Source organism: Pseudomonas sp. 37 R 15 (assembly GCF_900004865.1).
Lineage (GTDB): Bacteria > Pseudomonadota > Gammaproteobacteria > Pseudomonadales > Pseudomonadaceae > Aquipseudomonas > Aquipseudomonas fluorescens_AM.
The window spans coordinates 1-17,594 of record NZ_CVTV01000022.1 but is presented as its reverse complement, the minus strand read 5'-3'; the positions used below and the strand labels follow the sequence as shown (position 1 = coordinate 17,594).

The window sequence follows — 17,594 nt, the reverse complement described above, 5'->3', positions numbered from 1 at the left end:
TGCAACATTTGTATCGATCAGTATTTAAGTTCGCCCAAGGAGTTTCCCTCGTGACCCCCTCACTCAGTTTATCGGCGTCATCCGAACGTCTGCCCATCGGCGCCTTGCTCGCCCTGGCCATGACCGGCTTTATCTGCATCGTCACTGAAACACTTCCCGCCGGGCTGTTGCCGTTGATCAGCAAGGGCCTGGCGATTTCACCGTCGATGGCCGGGCAAATGGTCACCGCCTATGCGCTGGGCTCGGTGTTGGCGGTGATCCCCATGACCATCGCCACCCGTGGCTGGCGCCGACGCAATGTGCTGTTGCTGACCATCGTCGGCTTCCTCCTGTTCAATTCGATTACGGCGCTGTCGTCCCACTATGGCGTCACGCTGGTCGCGCGCTTTTTTGCCGGTGTGGCGGCAGGGTTGGCCTGGAGCCTACTGGCCGGTTATGCACGGCGCATGGTCGCGCCCGGGCAACAGGGTAAAGCGCTGGCATTGGCGATGGTGGGGACGCCGATTGCGCTGTCCCTGGGGGTGCCGCTGGGTACCTGGCTCGGCGGGTTGCTGGGCTGGCGGACCACCTTTGGCCTGATGTCGGCGCTGACGCTGGGATTGATCGTGTGGGTACTGGTGAAAGTCCCGGATTACCCGCCGCAGCCCGCGCACCAGCGTCTCTCCCTCGTCAAGGTGTTGACCACCCCCGGAGTACGCCCGGTGCTGGCCGTGGTCATCAGTTGGATGCTTGCCCATAACATTCTGTACACCTACATCGCGCCATTCCTGGCACCGGCCGGGCTGGCGCAGCGGGTGGATCTGGTGCTGCTGGTGTTCGGTATCGCCGCGTTGGCGGGTATCTGGCTGACGGCCAGACTGGTCGAGCCGATGCTGCGCAAGACGGTATTGGTGAGCCTGGCGACCTTCGCGGCAATCAGTGGCGTGTTCGGTTTTCTAGGCAACCAGCCGCCGGTGATCTACCTCGGGGTGGCGGTCTGGGGGTTGAGTTTCGGCGGTGCCGCCACCTTGCTGCAAACCGCCCTGGCCGATGCCGCAGGTGAGGGTGCGGATGTCGCGCTGTCACTGAATGTCGTGGCGTGGAACAGCGCGATTGCCGGCAGCGGGGTGGTGGGGGGCGTACTGCTTGACCGTTGGGGTGTGGCCTCGTTTGCCTGGGTAATGCTGTTGTTGGCGGGCGTGGCGCTGGTGATCGCGTGGTCGGCGCATGCCCATGGCTTCAAGCCGGGACGGCGGTCTGCCGATGGGCCTGCGGCGGTGGGGCACTGAGTTAAGCGAGTTTCACATTCATGGTGATGTGGGCCGTGAACACTTTGACGTCGCCCTCATCAAATACGTCCACCGGCACAACTTTGTCCCCGGCCGTTTGCCAGTCGATGGCACTGCCATCGGCGACCGCGCGGATGTCTGTTTTTGCCTTGGCCAGGTATTGCACGGTCATGCCTTTGGGAATCCAGCGGGCGCCAGGGGGAATGGACGCGTCGGTCATCATCCCGCCGGCCAGTTCGGCGGCGTTGCACAACGCAATCGCGTGCACCGAAGCCAGATGGTTGGTGATTTCCTTGCGAAACGGCACGTTGACCACCGCGTGGTTGGGGCGCAACTCAGCGATCTCGGGCGTGATCGTGCTGAAGTACGGTGCCATTTGGCAGGCCAGGTTGCTGAACGCGGCAGGGCCTACGCTGTTGAACATGCTGAGTGCTTGGCTCATTGGGTGTCCTCATGATGGGTTTACAGAATAATATTCTGTAACGGAACAATATTCCGTCAATTCGCTGCGTGTCAAGCCAGGCTTTATCTGCCGCCCGCAGAACCTATAGACTCTGTTCATTTGGCGTCCCTGTGCATGCATTCCATCGACCTTATCGAGCGCACCTTCCCGGGCCGGCGCAGCGACCTCAAACGCACTATCCTGCGCGAGGCGCTGGCGTGTTTTAACGAGGCGGGGATTGAAGCGACGAATATCGAAACCATCCGCGCCCGCTGCGAGACCAGCGTGGGTGCCATCTACCACCACTTCGGCAATAAAGAGGGGTTGGTCGCGGCGCTTTTCTTCGCCGCGCTGGAGGACCAGGCCAGCTTGCGCGAACGTTATTTGCAAACGGCGGATACCGCCCAGGCGGGGGTGACCGCGCTGGTGTACAGCTACGTAGAATGGGTGACTGAACAACCGGACTGGGCGCGTTTCGTATTCCAGAGCCGCTTCGCCGTGTCCAATGGCCCGTTCAGTGACGAGCTGGTTTCACGCAATAAACAACGTAACCAGCAGTTCAAGGATTGGCTGAGTGGGGCAGGGCGCAAGGAGCATTTCAGCCACTTGCCCGCCGAACTGATCCCTTCGCTGATCATTGGCGCGGCAGAAAGCTACTCGCGTGCGTGGTTGTCGGCGAAGGTCAGGATGAGCCCCTGGGAGTATCGTGAACTGCTGGCTGAGGCCGCGTGGAGCTCAATCAACCCACGCGAGACCCAGGCGGGCAACGTCAGCGCCTGACCGCCATCCCGCCGGGTTTATACTGGCCACCTTCAAACACGTCGAGATTCCCATGAGCACCTCTGTTTCCCTGACGCCGGCACGCAAGCCGGTCGCGCCCTTGGTGGCCTTTATCATCTTGGTGGCAGGCGCCCTGTTCCTGCAAAGCGCAGTGGGCATGCGCCAAGTCTGGTTGCTGATCGTCGGCGCCGCACTGGGCCTGACGCTGTACCACGCCGCCTTCGGTTTCACCTCGGCCTGGCGCGTGTTTATCAAGGATCGGCGCGGCGCCGGGTTGCGCGCGCAGATGGTGATGCTGGCGGTGGCGGTGGTGCTGTTTTTCCCGGCGCTGGGCGCGGGGACCCTGTTCGGCCAGCCGGTGGTCGGGCTGGTGGCGCCGGCCGGGGTGTCGGTGGTCTTCGGCGCGTTTATCTTCGGCATCGGCATGCAGCTGGGCGGCGGTTGCGCGTCGGGCACCCTGTTCACCGTAGGCGGCGGCAATGCGCGCATGCTGGTGACCCTGCTGTTCTTTATCTGCGGTTCGTTGATTGCTACCCATCACGTCGACTGGTGGTTTGCCTTGCCGTCGTTCCCGCCGGTTTCAATCGTCAAAAGTTTCGGTGTACTGCCGGCGTTGCTCCTGAGCCTGGCGGTGTTCGCATTCATTGCGTGGGTGACTGTGCGTCTGGAGAAGGGTCGTCATGGCGGGCTTGAGGCTGGCGTGGCCAGCGAACACGCGGGGCTGCGCCGCTTCCTGCGTGGGCCTTGGCCGTTGGTGTGGGGGGCGATAGGCCTGGCCTTGCTCAACTATGCCACGCTGGCGCTGGCCGGGCGGCCGTGGGGCATTACTTCAGCGTTCGCGCTGTGGGGCGCCAAGGTGGCGAGTGGGCTGGGGGTAGACGTAGCCAGTTGGGCGTTCTGGCAGATGCCGGCCAACGCCAAGGCCCTGGCCGCACCGGTTTGGGAAGACATCACCAGCGTCATGGACATCGGCATCGTGCTTGGCGCGCTGTTGGCCGCGGGCCTCGCCGGGCGATTTGCGCCGAGCTTGAAGATACCGGCGCGTTCGTTGATCGCGGCGGTCATTGGTGGCCTGTTGCTCGGTTATGGTTCGCGCCTGGCGTATGGCTGCAACATCGGCGCCTACTTCAGCGGCATCGCCTCGGGTAGCCTGCACGGCTGGCTGTGGCTGGTGGCTGCGTTTATCGGCAATAGCGTGGGCGTGCGGCTGCGACCGTTGTTCTTCGCTGGCGAACGGCCTCAAGTGGCCTTGAGCGGTTGCTGAACGAGCGGATCAAGGTTTGCCTGGAATGTCCGAATCGGTCCTTAGCCAGTCCGCCTTGCGCCTGTTGCGAACCTGTTGAGGGCTTTACCATGGTTTGCAGCATCGGCCCCTAATCCAAGCCTAAAGGACCTACCATGAGCCGCAAAGCCCTGATCGTAATCGACGCCCAGCATTCATTTCGGCATGCACCCTACTGGTCCGAAAACGACCTGCCAACTTACCTGGAAAACCAGCAGGCCCTGATCGATGGCTGCGTTCAACAAGGTATCCCGGTGGTGCAGGTGTTTCATGTGGAGGACCAAGACCACTTTTCGCTGGCATCGGGTAACGTCAGGGTATTGAGCGAGCTTTCAATCGATCCGCAGTTGGTCATCCATAAGCACTACCACAGCGCCTTCGCCGGTACGCCGCTGGCCGCGCGTCTCCTCGAGATGGGCGTCAACAGATTGATCATCAGTGGTATTCGGACCGAACAGTGCTGCGAGACCACTACGCGACAGGCCTCGGACAGCGGGTTCAGCGTCGATTTCGTCAGTGAGGCCACGCTGACGTTCCCGATGACCCACGCCCGCAGCGGCCGCGTGTACACCCCGGCAGAGATTCGCGAGCGTACGGAGCTGGTACTGGAAGGCCGGTTTGCGCGCATCGTCACCGTCGCCCAGGCATTGGCGGGGTGACTCGATGAGCGTGCCGGTGCTGTTCGTGTTGTTGCCCAATGTGCTGATGCTGGATCTGGCCGGGCCTGCCGAAGTGCTGCGCCTGGCCGCGCAGATGGATGATCCGGCGGCGGTGGATTTTGCGCTGCAGTACGTCAGCCCGGTGCCGTCCCTGCACACCTCCATCGGCTTGCCGTTAACGGGCCTGGCACCTTTGCCGGCCAGCCTGGCGCCCGGCACCCTGGTGGTGTTGGTGGGCTCGAGCATGAAGGTAGACAAGGCCGGCCAGCGCGCCTTCGAATCCGCCAGCGACAGCCTGGTGCAGTGGCTGCAAACGGTGTTTGCGCCCTCTGCCGAGCATTTGATTTGCGTGTGCGCCGGCGCGCTGACGGCCGCCCGCGCCGGGCTGCTTGACGGACGCCAGTGCACCACGCACCACGCGTTGTGCGCTACCCTCCAGGCCCTGGCACCCAAGGCCCGGGTCCTGGAAAACCGGCTGTACGTCACCGATGGGCCGGTCAGTTGCAGCGCCGGGATCACCGCCGGTATCGATATGATGCTGCACCTGGTCGCCGAGCGCGCCGGGCCCCGACTGGCCTGCGCCGTCGCGCGGGATATGGTGGTGTACCTGCGCCGCAGCGGCACTGACCCGCAGTTATCGCCGTGGATCACCGGACGCAATCACCTGCACCCGGCTGTCCATCGCGTACAGGACGCCATTGCCGCCGCGCCCTGTGACGCCTGGACCGTCACCCGCATGGCGAACCTGGCCTGCACCGGCAGCCGCCACCTGGCGCGCCTGTTCCACGAGCATGTCGGCATCAGCCCGCTGGACTACCTGCACCGTCTGCGCCTGGCGGTGGCCCGCGAGTTGCTGGTGGCGTCGAGCCTGGACATCGAAACCGTCGCCGAGCGCGCAGGCTTTGGTTCGGCGCGCCATCTGCGGCGTATCTGGGGCAAATATGAAGCGGGTACGCCTTCGGCGATGCGTCTTATTGAGCAGGCGTCTCGGGAGGCGTAACGGACTCTAGGTCACCCTCGGCCGCAAGCTTCAAACGGTCCGCCTTGCTGATGTATTTATCTTTGCTTTTCGGCGCGAGCTTGGCGTTGGCCTTCTTGGCTTTGGCCTTGAAAAGCTGCTGGAGTTTTTTCTGGCGGTTCATGTGCGTTGGCCTGGCAGGTAAAGGCGCGAATGATACCAGCTAAAAAACCGTGGATTGGAAGGTTTACCTGGCGAGGATGCCACCGATCAAGGTGCCAGGAACGCGCTGATCAGCGTGATCACCTGTTGCTGAATCTGCGCCCTGGACCTTCCTGCCTCGCCGTCTCGGCAAATCATGCTGTCACCGGGTACATCCTCGTCGAGTATCGCCGCCGCGCCGGGTTTGCACTGCGCCATAAAGCTGAAGTGGCTCGCATCGCCGATCTCCACGTATTGCGTGGATGCTTTCGGCAGCCGTCTGGCCAAGTCGGCAGATTCCAGCCCCACAGCCATGTCCTCCGAAGGTACGCCTCCAGCAATCACCAGCGCCGGCACGGGCAGCGCGGCCAGGCTGGCATCGGTCATGCCCCGCGACGGGCCCAGGTCCAAAGACACCACGGCGGCGACGCGCTTGTCGCTCAAGTCAGCGGCCAGTTGGGCTTTGCCATCTGCAGCTCCGGTGGGGTTCATCTGCGCGTAGCCGATGCAACCGCCCAGCTTGGGATGTGCCAGGCAGTCCTGGGCGAACAGATCAGCGTCGAAACGCGCACCGGCGATTTCCAGCACCGTCCAGCCACCGAGAGAATGGCCCACTGCCGCAATCCGGTGTTGCGCGACCGCGCCAAATTGCTGCGGTCGCGCAAGCACTGCATCGATGGCGCGGCTCAGGTCTTTGGGGCGTTGCCATAACTGCGCCGCTGCGTCTGCACTACGGTCCTTGCTGGTGGTGCCTGGGTGATTCACCGCCGCCACAATATAACCCCGCTGTGCCAGCGCACTCGCCAGCCACACCTGGTTGCCCCAATTGCCGCCATAGCCGTGGGAGAGCACCACCAACGGATATTCACCACCGGCCGGCGGCGCATCGGGCACTGCCAGAGCGCCGAAGAACACCGCGTCGTCTCGGATCAACTGGGGAGCGGCCCGGACTGCCGTGGGGTACCAGACGACCATTTCCAGCGCGCGCTGGTTGCGTGCGTCGGGCAGGTTGGTGGTTTTGAAACCGATGGGGTTGTCGTTGGCGAATGCGGGAGTGGCCAGGCCAACCAGGAGCAAGGCGGCGAGGGTGGTTTTCACTGTTTTTTATCGTCCTTGAAGTGAGAGGCGCAGCATGATCTGAAACAGGCCGTTTGGGTAGCGCGCAAGTGGCGTGATCCCTGTTCCGCGCCCACATGGTAGATCGTGCTGGCGCTGCTTAGTCGTAGGCGAACTGATCAATCAACCCCAAACGCGGAATACGGCTGTTGGGCTGCAACAGTGCGCCGGGAGCTATAACGGCGTTTGCGCCAATTTTGCAGCCATCGCCCACCAGGGCGCCGAATTTGTTCACCCCCGTCTCAATGACCTGATCGGCATAGCGGATCCTGATATCCGCCCCATCCAGTTCGTTGCGATAGTTGGCGATGATCGCTCCCGCCTCGATATTGACGCCTTCGCCGATCACCGAATCGCCGACGAAGTTGAAATGCGCCAGCTTGCTTGCCCCAAGCATGAAGCTGCTTTTCAGTTCGCAGCTTGGGCCCACGATGCACTGTTTGCCCAGATAAACGCCGCCACGCAGGTAGGCACCTGCGGCGACGAACGAGCCTTCGCCGATGATGATCGGCCCTTTCAGCACGGCGCCTTCTTCGACGGTGGCGCTTTCATGGATGGCGCAGTTGCCGTGACGGCGGTAGCCTGCGCCGAGGCGTGAAAGCAACGCCAGGACGTGGTTTTCGCAGTCCTGAGTCACCTGCCAGGCGGCGATAGGGCCCAGGTCAAGCGAGTGCCATTGCGCAATGAATGTGCTGATCTCAGGGAGCTTCATGGAGAATTTTTCCAGTGAGTGAGAGGGCGGTAGGCGCCGCGCGGCGGGCTCAGGCCATATCTTATAATGGTCGGCCCCGGATTTGGCCAAGGGCGCGCAAGCCGCGATGTGGGAGGGGGCTTGCCCCCGATGGCAGCCTCAGGGCCGACCAGGATGCTGGATCAGACTGAGTACCTATCCATTATTCAGGTAACAGCCACTTAGGGTTCCGCCCTGACGGCGGCTTACTTTGGAAAAAGCTCCAAAGTAAGCAAAGTGCTCTTGCCCCACCACTCGGCATCTCGCCTGCGTTCGGCCAGCGTGGTTTAACGGGGCGCTTAAGATCAACAGCCAGATCAAGATCAAGATCAACTCGCTGCGCATCGTGGTTAGCGGGTTAGCGTTGGGCGCTACAACGTTGTGTAGATACCCATGCCCCGATCGCGATGCGTCGCCAGATTGAGCTTCAGGTCGGAATTGTCTGGAGGGCTGGCCGGGCGCTTTAAGCGCAAGGGAAACAAGCGCTAATAGTATCGTTCGGCTGCCTGCGCGGATGCTGGTCTAGGATTTTTTCTTGCGGCACTCAACGGAATAAAAATTCACTGGCATCTACAAGGAGTAGCCAGTAGGCTACATTTGAATCTGTGACCAATACGATCGGCAGGACGCCCGAGTTCGACACATGGCTCGACGGTATGAAGGATATCTGGGGAAAAACGGCGGTGCTGGCGCGGCTGGATCGAGCCGAAGAGAACAATTTTGGCGATTGCGCGCCTGTCGGCGACGGCCTGAGCGAAATGCGTGTTTTTATCGGGCCAGGCTACAGGATTTATTTTGTACGCACGGGCATCGCCGCTTACCTGATGTTATGGGGCGGCGATAAAACCGATCAAAAAAGAGCAATCAAACGGGCAAAAGAGATCCTCGATGCCCTGAGAGGTAGATGAAGTGAGCGAATCGACATTCAAACCCGAGGACATGCCAATCCTCGATCTTGATACATCGGGTACCCGCGTCTACGAAGCTTCGCGCTTCCTCGACAGCCCGGAGACCATCAGCGCCTATCTTGCGCAGGCCATGAAGGCGCAAGACCCGCAGATCCTTATGAAAGCACTCGCTGAGGTCGCCAAGGCCCAGGGTGTGAACAAGGTGGCCGAGGCGGCGGGGGTTAATCGGGAGAGCCTTTATAAAACCCTTAAAGGCGGGTCCAAGACGCGCTATGAAACGATCCAGAAGTTGATGGTGGCATTGGGGGTGGAGCTGACGGTGCAGCCGATTGTGAGCAAAAATGCCCGCAGACCTTGATGCCGCGCCTACCATTGGCAGGAGCGAGCTAGCTCGCTCCTGCATAAAGCGGTTTCACCGCACCAGGCAAGGCTGTTTGTTGTTAAAACGCCAACCCGGAATCAGGAACTGCATCGCCACGCTGTCATCCCGCGCGCCCAACCCCATGCCTTTGTACAGTTCGTGGGCCTTGGCCACGGCGTCCATGTCGATATCCACCCCCAGGCCAGGCCTGGCCGGGACCTTCACGTAGCCGCCTTCAATTTTCAGCGGCTTCCGGGTCAGGCGTTGGCCGTCCTGCCAGATCCAGTGGGTGTCGATGGCGGTGATCTCGCCCGGCGCGGCCGCTGCCACCTGGGTGAACATGGCCAGGGATATATCGAAGTGGTTGTTGGAGTGCGAGCCCCAGGTCAGGCCCCATTCATTGCACATTTGCGCCACGCGCACCGAGCCTTGCATGGTCCAGAAGTGCGGGTCGGCGAGGGGAATGTCCACCGATTGCAACTGGATCGCATGGCCCATTTCGCGCCAGTCGGTGGCGATCATGTTGGTGGCGGTTTTAAGGCCGGTGGCGCGGCGGAATTCGGCCATGACTTCGCGGCCCGAATAGCCGTTTTCCGCGCCGCAGGGGTCTTCGGCGTAGGCGAGAATATGATGCTGGTCGCGGCACAGGCGGATGGCTTCCTTGAGTGACCAGGCGCCGTTCGGGTCGAGGGTGATGCGCGCCTCCGGGAAGCGCTCGGCCAGGGCGGTGACCGCTTCGATTTCGGCATCGCCACTCAATACGCCGCCCTTGAGCTTGAAGTCGTTGAAACCGTATCGGGCCTTGGCGGCTTCGGCCAGGCGTACCACCGCGTCGGCAGTCAGGGCTTTCTCATGGCGCAGGCGCAACCAGTCGTCGTCGGATTCTGCCTCGTTGCGGTAGGCCAGGTCCGTGGCGGTGCGGTCACCGACGTAGAACAGATAGCCGAGCATCTTCACCGCATCGCGTTGCTGGCCCTCGCCGAGCAGAGCGGCCACCGGCACCTCGAGGAACTGACCGAGCAAATCCAGGAGCGCCGCCTCCATCGCGGTAACGGCGTGAATGGTGATCCGCAGGTCAAAGGTTTGCAGCCCGCGGCCGGCCGCGTCCCGAGAGGCAAAGGTGCTGCGCATCTGGTTGAGGATGCGTTGGTACTGACCGATCGGCTGGCCGATCACCAGGCTGCGCGCGTCTTCCAGGGTTTCCCGGATGCGCTCGCCGCCGGGCACTTCACCCACGCCGGTGTTGCCGCTGCTGTCCTTGATGATCACGATATTGCGCGTGAAGTAGGGGCCGTGGGCGCCGCTTAAGTTCAGCAGCATGCTGTCGTGACCGGCGACCGGGATGACGTGCAAGTGAGTGATGACGGGAGTATTCATGGCAAGGTCCTTAATACGCTCAAAGAGGTTTGCTGATGGCGTTGGCGGTGGGCGCAATGCTGGGCGACGTCAGCCCGGCGCAAGGTGAGGTCCTGGCGAAAAACACCAGGATGGCTGCGAGCACCGAGGTGCCGGCCAGGCCGTAGAGCCCGCCCTGGATCGAGCCGGTGGTTTGCTCCAGAAAGCCAAAGGTGGTCGGCGCGACAAAGCCGCCCAGGTTGCCGATGGAATTGATCAATGCGATCACTGCAGCGGCGATGCGCACGTCCAGGTAGCCCTGGGGGATCGGCCAGAACAACGAAGACGCGGATTTGAAACCGATGGCCGCAAAGCAGATCGCCACGAACGCGAAGATCGGCCCGCCCGTGGTGGACATGAACATCCCGGCCGCTGCGATCAACAAGGCTGCCGCGACCCAGGCCTGCTGGAACTTGAACTTGCCTGACAGCGCTGCGAAGGCGTACATGGCGATGATCGAGATCAACCAGGGAATCGAGTTGAAGAAGCCGACTTGTATATCACTCAGGTCGCCCATCTTCTTGATGATGCTCGGCAGCCAGAACGTCGCTGCATAAATGGTTAGCTGGATGCAGAAATACAACACGCAGAACAGCAGGATCTGACGATCCTTGAGCAGCTTGCCGAGGGTCGGTTTGACCGTGGTCAGGGCTTCGCGGTCACGCTGTTCCTGATCGATGGCCTCAACCAGCGCGTCCTGTTCTTCGCGGCTCAGCCACTTGGCGTCATGAGGTTTGGAGTCCAGCCAGAACCACACAAAGAAGCCCAGCGCCACCGAGGCCAGGCCTTCAATGGCGAACATCCATTGCCAGCCGTGCAAGCCGAGACCTTCGATCTGTAACAGCGCACCCGACAGCGGGCCCGAGATCAATGACGCCACCGCAGAACCGCTGAGGAAGATCGCGATGGCCTTGCCGCGCTCAACCCCGGGCAACCAGCGCGTGAAGTAGTAGATCACCCCGGGAAAGAAGCCCGCTTCAGCCACACCCAGCAAAAAACGCAGGATGTAGAAGTGGGTTTCGTTCTGGATGAACGCCATCAGCGTGGCGACGATGCCCCAGGTGAACATGATGCGGGTCAGCCAGATGCGCGCGCCGACCTTTTGCAGCAGCATGTTGGACGGTACTTCAAAGATCGCGTAGCCGATGAAGAACAGGCCGGCGCCGAAGCCATAGGCCGCCGCGCCGATGCCCAGGTCGTGCTCCATGTGCGTACGCACGAAGCCGATATTGACCCGGTCGATGTAGTTGAGGATGAACATGACCACGAACAGTGGGAGCACATGGCCCTTCACTTTGCTCACGGCGCGGGTGAGCACCGAATCGGTTTCTGGTGCAGCGGATGCACGACTGGAATGGTTCACGATGGAAAACGCCCCCTGATTTGTTTTTATGCGGGTTGTGGGTTTTGTTAACAGACATCATACAAGTTGTTTTTTATAAATCGCAATGCGGTGCAGGGAGTATTTCTTCTCATAAGCGCGCTTGTGGGGTGATGATTTTGGTTATTTGCCAGCGTTATAAGGGCTTGCGTGTCAGCGAAGTCCTGTCTGGTTCGCAGGAGGGGGAGAGCGTAATGCCGGTCTATCAGGTTGGTTGTCATACAAGTTGGTCGCCTCGTCAATCAACTCGGCGCCGTCCGTCTGCAGGATGTTAAGCTCCCCTCAGCCCAACCCCGTGGACCCGTTAGCGATGCCCATTGAAAACGCACCCCCTGTGCGCAGACGCTCCACCAACCTGGCCCAAGGCGTGGTCGACGCGCTGACCCAGCGCATTCTGCTCGGCCAGCTCAAGCCGGGCGAAAAACTGCCGTCCGAATCCACCATCGTGCTTGAGCATGGCGTGAGCCGCACGGTGGTACGCGAAGCCCTCTCCAAGCTGCAGGCGTCGGGGTTGGTGGAGACGCGCCACGGCATCGGCACGTTCGTGCTGGAGCAACACGCCCGGCAGGGCCTGCGCCTGCACGTCGACACCGTCGCCAGCGTGCGCAACATGCTGGAACTGCGCCTGGGTCTGGAAGTGCAGGCGGTGGCGTTGGCCGCGTTGCGCCGTACCGACGCGCAACTGGCCCACATGCGCCAGGCGCTGGACGACTATCAGGCTTCCCTGGCCAACAACGACAGTTGTGTGGAAGAGGACAAGCGCTTTCACCAACTCATCGCCGAGGCTACCGGCAACACGTTTTTCAGTGAAATCATGCAGCACCTGGGCAGCGCAATGATCCCTCGCACCCAGGTCAAGGCTGACGAACGCGGCGGAGCGGATTTTGCCAGGCTGGGTCAACTGGCGAGCCTGGAGCATGAGGCGATCTTCAATGCGCTCAAGCGTCAGGACCCGGATGCCGCGCGGGCGGCAATGGTGCTGCATTTGACCAATAGCCGGGATCGATTCTCCGGCGAATGAAAAGGAACCCGCGTTGAACCCACACACATTGTCCATGCGCCTGGAGCGCGTGGCGGCGCACGTACCGGCCGGCGCGCGCCTGGCCGATATCGGCTCGGACCATGGTTACTTGCCGGTGGCGCTGATGCGTCGTGGCGTAATTGCCAGCGCGGTGGCGGGGGAGGCTGCGACCACGCCTTTTCATGCGGCCCGGCGCACCGTGCGCGACAACGGCCTTGAAGCGCACATCAGCGTGCGCCTGGCCGACGGTCTGGCGGCCATCGAGCCGGGCGACGCCATCACGGCCCTCAGTCTGTGCGGCATGGGCGGCGAGACCATTCGTGACATTCTCGACAGCGGCAAGGCGCAGTTGAATGGCCAGGAGCGCCTGATCCTGCAACCCAATGGCGGCGAGTATGCGTTGCGCCACTGGTTGATGCACAACGGCTACCGAATCGTGCGCGAAGAGCTGCTGCACGAGCATCGCTTCTACTACGAAATCATCGTCGCCGAACGCACCGGGCCTGTGTCCTACACCGAAAAACAGCTGTATTTCGGGCCGCTGCATTTGCTGGAGCGCAGTCCGGTGTTCGTGGCGAAGTGGCAGCGCTTGTTGCACCAGAAACAAAAGACCCTGGCCAGTTTCGAGAAAGCCAGGCAGTCGGTGCCGGAAGAAAAAATCCATGGGATCGCCCGGCATATTCAGTGGATCACTCAACTGTTGACCTGAAGACCGCCCGGGATCGTCAACGCTCGACCGCTCTCGCATCAGACCGTGTCCCTGGCGGTTACAGGCGCGTGCCCGGTAATGAGTGCTTTCGCCCCATTTTCGCGCACCGATCAAAGGTTTCTTAGCGCCATGGCACGTGTCGTCACGCTTGTATCCCACGGCCCAGATCTTGCTTGAGCCAGAATAATCAATGACATGGCATTTTGCCGTTAGTCATTCCCGGCTGTGAAGTATGGGGTTGTTCAGGGGAGTTTGTAGGGCATGCAAAGATTTTTATCACCCGGTATCCGTCTGCTCGGGCGGTTCGGTTTCGCGCGTAAGTTCCAGGTGCTGTTCTTACTGTTCATGCTGCCGCTCGCCGGCAGCCTGTGGATGATCGGCCAGGACTACCACGACAAACTCGCGGTGATTTCCAGCGAACAGTCCGGCGTGCACCAACTGTTGGCGCTGGACCCGCTCGATGTGCAACTGAGCGCCCAGCGCAACCTGGCCGCCCGCTGGAAAGCCCTGGATATTCTGCATACCCCGACCCCTGCCGCTCAGGCCGCGATGGCCAGGGTGGATGCAGGCAGTCCGCTGATTCAGCAAGGGCTGCAAACCCTGGGGGACGCACTCAAAACCCATCACGCCAGCGCTGCTACCCAGGCGCGCTTCGACACGCTGCAGGCCGCGGTCAAGGGCATGGACACCCCGGCCCTGCGCACCGTCGGCTGGTGGCCGGATGGCTATGACCGTTTCACCGCCGCGCTGACCGCGATGCAGTCGCTGCGCGAACAGATTACCCTGGACACCGGCCTGATCCTCGATCCCTGGCTGGAAACCTATCTGCTGATGCAGATTTCCAGCCAGCACGCACCGGACCTGATCGAGCGCATCGGCCGCACGGCCAGCGTCGGCCAATCCTCGATTGCCTCGGGCCAGTTCACCCTGCAAAGCCGCTTGCAGATGCGTGACCTGCGCGGCCGCATCGGCGATGCGCGGGACCAACTGGTCAAGGCCGCCACCGCGCTGAAGGCCAAGCAATACCCCGGCCTTGAGCCCTGGACCGAACAATACGACGCCAGCCTGCAACGCCTGGACAGCGAACTCAAAACCCTGGACGACGGCGTGTTCGGCGGCACCATCAAGCTCGACAGTGCTGCGTTCGATCAAAGTGTCGACGCCATGCTCGCGGCGCTGGGCGCGCTGCGCAGCCAATCGCTGCATTCGCTCGATGCACGCTTGAGTTATTACCGTGAGCGATCGTTGCAGCACTTCATTCCCGTGGCGGCAACGTTCAGCCTGCTGGCGCTGGCGGCGCTGTACCTGTTCATCTGCCTGCAAGCCTCGATCCGTCGCAGCGCCAGTGGCATCACCACGCTCGCCGAGTCCCTGCGTGACGGTAACCTGCGCGTCGAAGTGGCGGTGCAGGGGCGCGACGAACTCGCTGCCATCAGCACGGCGCTCAACGTTGCCGTGGTGCAACTGCGCACCAGCCTGCTCGGGGTCAATCATGAAACCGAGCAATTGGGCGCCACCGTGCTTACCCTCAGCACGCAATCGGGCAGTACCCTCACCGACGTCGAAGACCAGCGGCACCAGATCAGCCAGATCGCTGCGGCCGCCACCCAACTGGCTGCCACCTCCCTGGGCGTTGCCAAAAGCTGCGAGCAGGCTGCCGACAGCGCCCGGCACACCCGCCGTATCGCCGAAGACAGCAGCCGCGACAGCCAGCGCACCACGGCCAGTATCCAGCAACTCAACCAGCGCCTGTCCGACACCGCCAATGCGTTGGAACAGGTCAGCCAACAAGGCCAGCAGATTCAATCGGTGGTCGATACCATTCGTGGTATTGCCGAACAGACCAATCTGCTGGCCCTTAACGCCGCCATCGAAGCCGCCCGCGCCGGCGAGCAAGGCCGCGGGTTTGCAGTGGTCGCCGATGAGGTGCGCAGCCTGTCGCAACGCACCCAGGCGTCCACTGCGCAGATCGCCGGCACGGTGGACAGCCTGCGCGCCACGGTCAGCCAGGCCGTCAGCCTGATGGGCGCCGCGTGCGAGCAGGCGCTCACCGATGCCGAATCCGTCACCGGCCTGGGCACGCGCCTGGGGGAAATTGCCGGTGCCGTGCAGCACGTCACCGACACCTTGGCGCACATCGCCGCCGCCGTGGAGGAGCAGGCTGCGACGGCGGACGAAGTGAGCGGCAATATCCAGCAGGTCGACCAGGCTGCCGGACGTCTGCTCGACGGCGCGCGGGCGGTCAATCAGGCTGCCGACAGCCTGAGCCAGGGCAGCCGGGCGTTGAGCGACAACACGGCGCGGTTTCGACTGGGATGAAGCGAATTGAGGGCACTCCATCGCCGTCGTGTAGTCTTCTCCTTAACCCCAACGGAGCTGTGCCCCTATGATTACCGTTCACCACCTCAACAACTCCCGCTCCCAGCGCATCCTCTGGCTTCTGGAAGAACTGGGCCTGCCTTACCAAATCAAGCGCTACCAACGCGACCCGAAAACCAACCTCGCGCCAGCCGAGCTCAAGGCGATTCATCCCTTGGGCAAATCGCCGGTGATCGAGGACGGGCCCCGCGTACTGATCGAATCGGCTGCCATTATCGACTACCTGATCCGCCGCCACGGCCAGGGCCGACTGCAACCCGATCCGGCCAGCGCCACCTACGACAACTACGTGCAATGGCTGCATTTTGCCGAAGGCTCGGCCATGCTGCCGCTGATGCTCAACCTCTACGTCGGGCGCCTGGGTGAAGCTGGCGCACCGCTGCACCCGCGCATTGAATCGGAGCTGGCCAATTACCTCGGCTACCTCAATGACGTACTCGGGCAAACGCCGTACCTGGTGGGTGACGAACTGTCCGGCGCGGACATCCAGATGAGCTTTATCGGCGAAATCGCCAAGGCCCAGGGCAAGTTGCAGGCGTATCCGAACCTTGCGGCGTGGGTGGACAAGCTCCAGCAGCGACCGGCTTATCGCAAGGCGGTAGAGCAGGGCGGCGAGTACGCGTTTGCTAAATGAACGTGCGTGAATGAACTGTTGAAGACTGGATGCAGATTCAGTGTGGGAGGGGGCTTGCTGCCGATGGCGGCCTGTCAACCAACGGTTACCCATCTGCTACACCTCGGTCCACATGTGGGAGGGGGCTTGAACTGGTCAAGTAATCTTGGACACTGATTAAGGTTCACGCCGCCAACCTTTCCTTCACGACCGGCGACCGGTAGTCGTTGTAGCTATGAGGCCTGCTGATGTTGTAGCGCGAGACATAGCGCTGCACGTCTGCTCGGGCCTCATGTTCCAGTTTGTAGCCCGTTTCAGGCACCCACTCTGATTTCAAGCTGCCAAAGAAACGCTCCATCGGGGCGTTGTCCCAGCATTCGCCTTTACGGCTCATACTCTGCCTAAACCCCTGTTTCAGCAGCTCGTTTCGGAATTTATGACTGGTGTACTGACAACCTTGGTCAGAATGAAACAACACATCCTGGGGATGGCCGCGTAGCTCAACCGCCATGCGTAGCGCTTCGCAGGTCAGGTTGGCATCAGAAATCATCGAGAACGACCAGCCCACGATCCTGCGAGCGTACAAATCCAGAACGGCGGCGAAGTACATCCACCGCTTGCCGACCTTGATATATGTCACGTCGCCACACCACACCTGATTAACCGCCGTCACATCAAATTTTCGCTTGAGCACGTGCGGCGCCACCAAGGCCTCCACGCCCGGCGACCTGTACTTATGGCGCCTGCGCTGACGGCTGGCGATGCCAGCTTCGCGCATCAAACTGCGAGCCATATAACGCCCGATACGATGCCCTTTGGCTTGTAGCTCCTTGGACAACGTACGTGCACCGGCCGACTCTCTGGACGCCTTGTGGTGCCTGACCAGCGCGGCTTTGAGCTTATCCCTCTCAGGATTTGCTCTGCCTTGGCGCTGGCGCCAGGCGTAGAAGCTACTGCGGTTGACCCCAAACGCCTGGCAACACCTTTTAACGCCGTACTGCTCGTCCAGCTCATCGATCAACGTGAATGATCTTTGGCGTCCAAAAGCAGGAGAGCACTGGCCTTTTTTAGAATTTCGATATCCAGGTCTTTCTCTCTGAGCAGAGCTTTGAGCCTCTGGATTTCTCGTTGATCAGCAGTAATCGCCTTGGCCCCTACCGGGGTCGAGCCCAAGCGTTCTTTTTGCACTTGATCGACCCAGCGGCGCAGGGCTGTGGGGCCGATATCCAGGGTGGCACACACCTCGGTAACCGGCTGACCTTCATCCAACACCATGCTGGCAGCCTTGAGCTTGAACTCACTCGAATAAGATTTACGCATAACCAAACACCTCAGATTTGGGCGCTATCATAGCGCCCGATTGAAGTGTCCAAAATCATTAGGCCAGTTCA

19 protein-coding genes are annotated in these 17,594 nt (G+C 61.6%); 11 read left to right on the top strand and 8 right to left on the bottom strand.

What is annotated here, in order from left to right:
• Nucleotides 1-50 precede the first annotated feature (50 nt).
• A complete protein-coding gene (locus tag BFQ04_RS07165; protein ID WP_065950205.1) occupies nucleotides 51-1,268 on the top strand; it encodes an MFS transporter in 1,218 nt (405 codons plus the stop codon).
• Nucleotide 1,269: 1 nt separating this feature from the next.
• Here the strand turns inward: BFQ04_RS07165 and BFQ04_RS07160 are convergent, their stop codons facing one another.
• Entirely contained in the window at nucleotides 1,270-1,710 is a 441-nt protein-coding gene (locus BFQ04_RS07160) for a hotdog fold domain-containing protein (protein ID WP_065950204.1), read from the bottom strand.
• Between the two features lie 135 nt (nucleotides 1,711-1,845).
• On the opposite strand from BFQ04_RS07160, the gene BFQ04_RS07155 reads away from it, so the two are divergent.
• From BFQ04_RS07155 to BFQ04_RS07140, 4 genes are all read left to right on the top strand, one after another.
• A complete protein-coding gene (locus BFQ04_RS07155) occupies nucleotides 1,846-2,490 on the top strand; it encodes a TetR/AcrR family transcriptional regulator (protein ID WP_065950203.1) in 645 nt (214 codons plus the stop codon).
• A gap of 52 nt (nucleotides 2,491-2,542) precedes the next feature.
• On the top strand, nucleotides 2,543-3,754 hold the full coding sequence (locus BFQ04_RS07150) for a YeeE/YedE family protein (protein WP_065950202.1): 1,212 nt from the start codon (nucleotides 2,543-2,545) through the stop codon (nucleotides 3,752-3,754).
• Between the two features lie 134 nt (nucleotides 3,755-3,888).
• Nucleotides 3,889-4,431, top strand: coding sequence for a cysteine hydrolase family protein (locus tag BFQ04_RS07145; protein ID WP_065950201.1), 543 nt, complete (start codon nucleotides 3,889-3,891; stop codon nucleotides 4,429-4,431).
• A 4-nt stretch (nucleotides 4,432-4,435) separates the two neighbouring features.
• Complete coding sequence (locus BFQ04_RS07140; RefSeq protein WP_065950200.1) at nucleotides 4,436-5,431, top strand: GlxA family transcriptional regulator; 996 nt, start codon at nucleotides 4,436-4,438, stop codon at nucleotides 5,429-5,431.
• Here BFQ04_RS07140 and BFQ04_RS07135 read toward each other — a convergent pair.
• From BFQ04_RS07135 to BFQ04_RS07125, 3 genes are all read right to left on the bottom strand, one after another.
• Nucleotides 5,403-5,573, bottom strand: coding sequence for a DUF2986 domain-containing protein (locus BFQ04_RS07135; RefSeq protein WP_065950199.1), 171 nt, complete (start codon nucleotides 5,571-5,573; stop codon nucleotides 5,403-5,405). The genes BFQ04_RS07140 and BFQ04_RS07135 overlap by 29 nt on opposite strands.
• An 86-nt stretch (nucleotides 5,574-5,659) precedes the next feature.
• Entirely contained in the window at nucleotides 5,660-6,688 is a 1,029-nt protein-coding gene (locus BFQ04_RS07130; protein WP_065950198.1) for an alpha/beta hydrolase family protein, read from the bottom strand.
• A gap of 118 nt (nucleotides 6,689-6,806) precedes the next feature.
• Complete coding sequence (locus tag BFQ04_RS07125; protein ID WP_065950197.1) at nucleotides 6,807-7,418, bottom strand: transferase; 612 nt, start codon at nucleotides 7,416-7,418, stop codon at nucleotides 6,807-6,809.
• A gap of 623 nt (nucleotides 7,419-8,041) precedes the next feature.
• On the opposite strand from BFQ04_RS07125, the gene BFQ04_RS07120 reads away from it, so the two are divergent.
• Nucleotides 8,042-8,344, top strand: coding sequence for a type II toxin-antitoxin system RelE/ParE family toxin (locus tag BFQ04_RS07120; RefSeq protein ID WP_065950196.1), 303 nt, complete (start codon nucleotides 8,042-8,044; stop codon nucleotides 8,342-8,344).
• Between the two features lie 31 nt (nucleotides 8,345-8,375).
• Nucleotides 8,376-8,702, top strand: coding sequence for an addiction module antidote protein (locus BFQ04_RS07115; protein WP_175413257.1), 327 nt, complete (start codon nucleotides 8,376-8,378; stop codon nucleotides 8,700-8,702).
• 54 nt (nucleotides 8,703-8,756) lie between these two features.
• Here the strand turns inward: BFQ04_RS07115 and gudD are convergent, their stop codons facing one another.
• Nucleotides 8,757-10,082, bottom strand: coding sequence for a glucarate dehydratase (gene gudD, locus BFQ04_RS07110; RefSeq protein ID WP_065950194.1), 1,326 nt, complete (start codon nucleotides 10,080-10,082; stop codon nucleotides 8,757-8,759).
• A 19-nt stretch (nucleotides 10,083-10,101) separates the two neighbouring features.
• Nucleotides 10,102-11,463, bottom strand: coding sequence for an MFS transporter (locus tag BFQ04_RS07105; RefSeq protein WP_065950193.1), 1,362 nt, complete (start codon nucleotides 11,461-11,463; stop codon nucleotides 10,102-10,104).
• 328 nt (nucleotides 11,464-11,791) lie between these two features.
• Between BFQ04_RS07105 and BFQ04_RS07100 the strand changes: the two genes are divergently transcribed.
• The 4 genes from BFQ04_RS07100 (at nucleotide 11,792) to BFQ04_RS07085 (ending at nucleotide 16,224) form a co-directional block, all read left to right on the top strand.
• Entirely contained in the window at nucleotides 11,792-12,502 is a 711-nt protein-coding gene (locus tag BFQ04_RS07100) for a FadR/GntR family transcriptional regulator (protein ID WP_065950192.1), read from the top strand.
• A 13-nt stretch (nucleotides 12,503-12,515) separates the two neighbouring features.
• Entirely contained in the window at nucleotides 12,516-13,211 is a 696-nt protein-coding gene (locus BFQ04_RS07095) for a tRNA (adenine(22)-N(1))-methyltransferase (protein WP_065950191.1), read from the top strand.
• 261 nt (nucleotides 13,212-13,472) lie between these two features.
• Complete coding sequence (locus BFQ04_RS07090) at nucleotides 13,473-15,530, top strand: methyl-accepting chemotaxis protein (RefSeq protein WP_065950190.1); 2,058 nt, start codon at nucleotides 13,473-13,475, stop codon at nucleotides 15,528-15,530.
• A 67-nt stretch (nucleotides 15,531-15,597) separates the two neighbouring features.
• On the top strand, nucleotides 15,598-16,224 hold the full coding sequence (locus BFQ04_RS07085) for a glutathione S-transferase family protein (protein ID WP_065950189.1): 627 nt from the start codon (nucleotides 15,598-15,600) through the stop codon (nucleotides 16,222-16,224).
• 163 nt (nucleotides 16,225-16,387) lie between these two features.
• Here the strand turns inward: BFQ04_RS07085 and BFQ04_RS07080 are convergent, their stop codons facing one another.
• Together BFQ04_RS07080 and BFQ04_RS30345 are read right to left on the bottom strand one after the other, a co-directional pair.
• Nucleotides 16,388-17,224: an IS3 family transposase gene (locus BFQ04_RS07080; protein ID WP_065949523.1), complete on the bottom strand. Its 837-nt coding sequence runs from the start codon at nucleotides 17,222-17,224 to the stop codon at nucleotides 16,388-16,390.
• The gene (locus tag BFQ04_RS30345; protein ID WP_065949522.1) at nucleotides 17,221-17,523 is read right to left on the bottom strand and encodes a transposase; all 303 of its coding nucleotides are present in this window, start codon (nucleotides 17,521-17,523) and stop codon (nucleotides 17,221-17,223) included. The genes BFQ04_RS07080 and BFQ04_RS30345 overlap by 4 nt, the downstream gene beginning before the upstream one ends.
• Between the last annotated feature and the right edge of the window lie 71 nt (nucleotides 17,524-17,594).

Bases quoted from the DNA above. Each gene is read 5' to 3' on its own strand.
- BFQ04_RS07160 (WP_065950204.1), bottom strand. From the start codon at position 1,710: ATGAGCCAAGCACTCAGCATGTTCAACAGCGTAGGCCCTGCCGCGTTC.
- BFQ04_RS07155 (WP_065950203.1), top strand. From the start codon at position 1,846: ATGCATTCCATCGACCTTATCGAGCGCACCTTCCCGGGCCGGCGCAGC.
- BFQ04_RS07150 (WP_065950202.1), top strand. From the start codon at position 2,543: ATGAGCACCTCTGTTTCCCTGACGCCGGCACGCAAGCCGGTCGCGCCC.
- BFQ04_RS07145 (WP_065950201.1), top strand. From the start codon at position 3,889: ATGAGCCGCAAAGCCCTGATCGTAATCGACGCCCAGCATTCATTTCGG.
- BFQ04_RS07140 (WP_065950200.1), top strand. From the start codon at position 4,436: ATGAGCGTGCCGGTGCTGTTCGTGTTGTTGCCCAATGTGCTGATGCTG.
- BFQ04_RS07135 (WP_065950199.1), bottom strand. From the start codon at position 5,573: ATGAACCGCCAGAAAAAACTCCAGCAGCTTTTCAAGGCCAAAGCCAAG.
- BFQ04_RS07125 (WP_065950197.1), bottom strand. From the start codon at position 7,418: ATGAAGCTCCCTGAGATCAGCACATTCATTGCGCAATGGCACTCGCTT.
- BFQ04_RS07115 (WP_175413257.1), top strand. From the start codon at position 8,376: ATGCCAATCCTCGATCTTGATACATCGGGTACCCGCGTCTACGAAGCT.
- gudD (WP_065950194.1), bottom strand. From the start codon at position 10,082: ATGAATACTCCCGTCATCACTCACTTGCACGTCATCCCGGTCGCCGGT.
- BFQ04_RS07100 (WP_065950192.1), top strand. From the start codon at position 11,792: ATGCCCATTGAAAACGCACCCCCTGTGCGCAGACGCTCCACCAACCTG.
- BFQ04_RS07090 (WP_065950190.1), top strand. From the start codon at position 13,473: ATGCAAAGATTTTTATCACCCGGTATCCGTCTGCTCGGGCGGTTCGGT.
- BFQ04_RS07085 (WP_065950189.1), top strand. From the start codon at position 15,598: ATGATTACCGTTCACCACCTCAACAACTCCCGCTCCCAGCGCATCCTC.
- BFQ04_RS30345 (WP_065949522.1), bottom strand. From the start codon at position 17,523: ATGCGTAAATCTTATTCGAGTGAGTTCAAGCTCAAGGCTGCCAGCATG.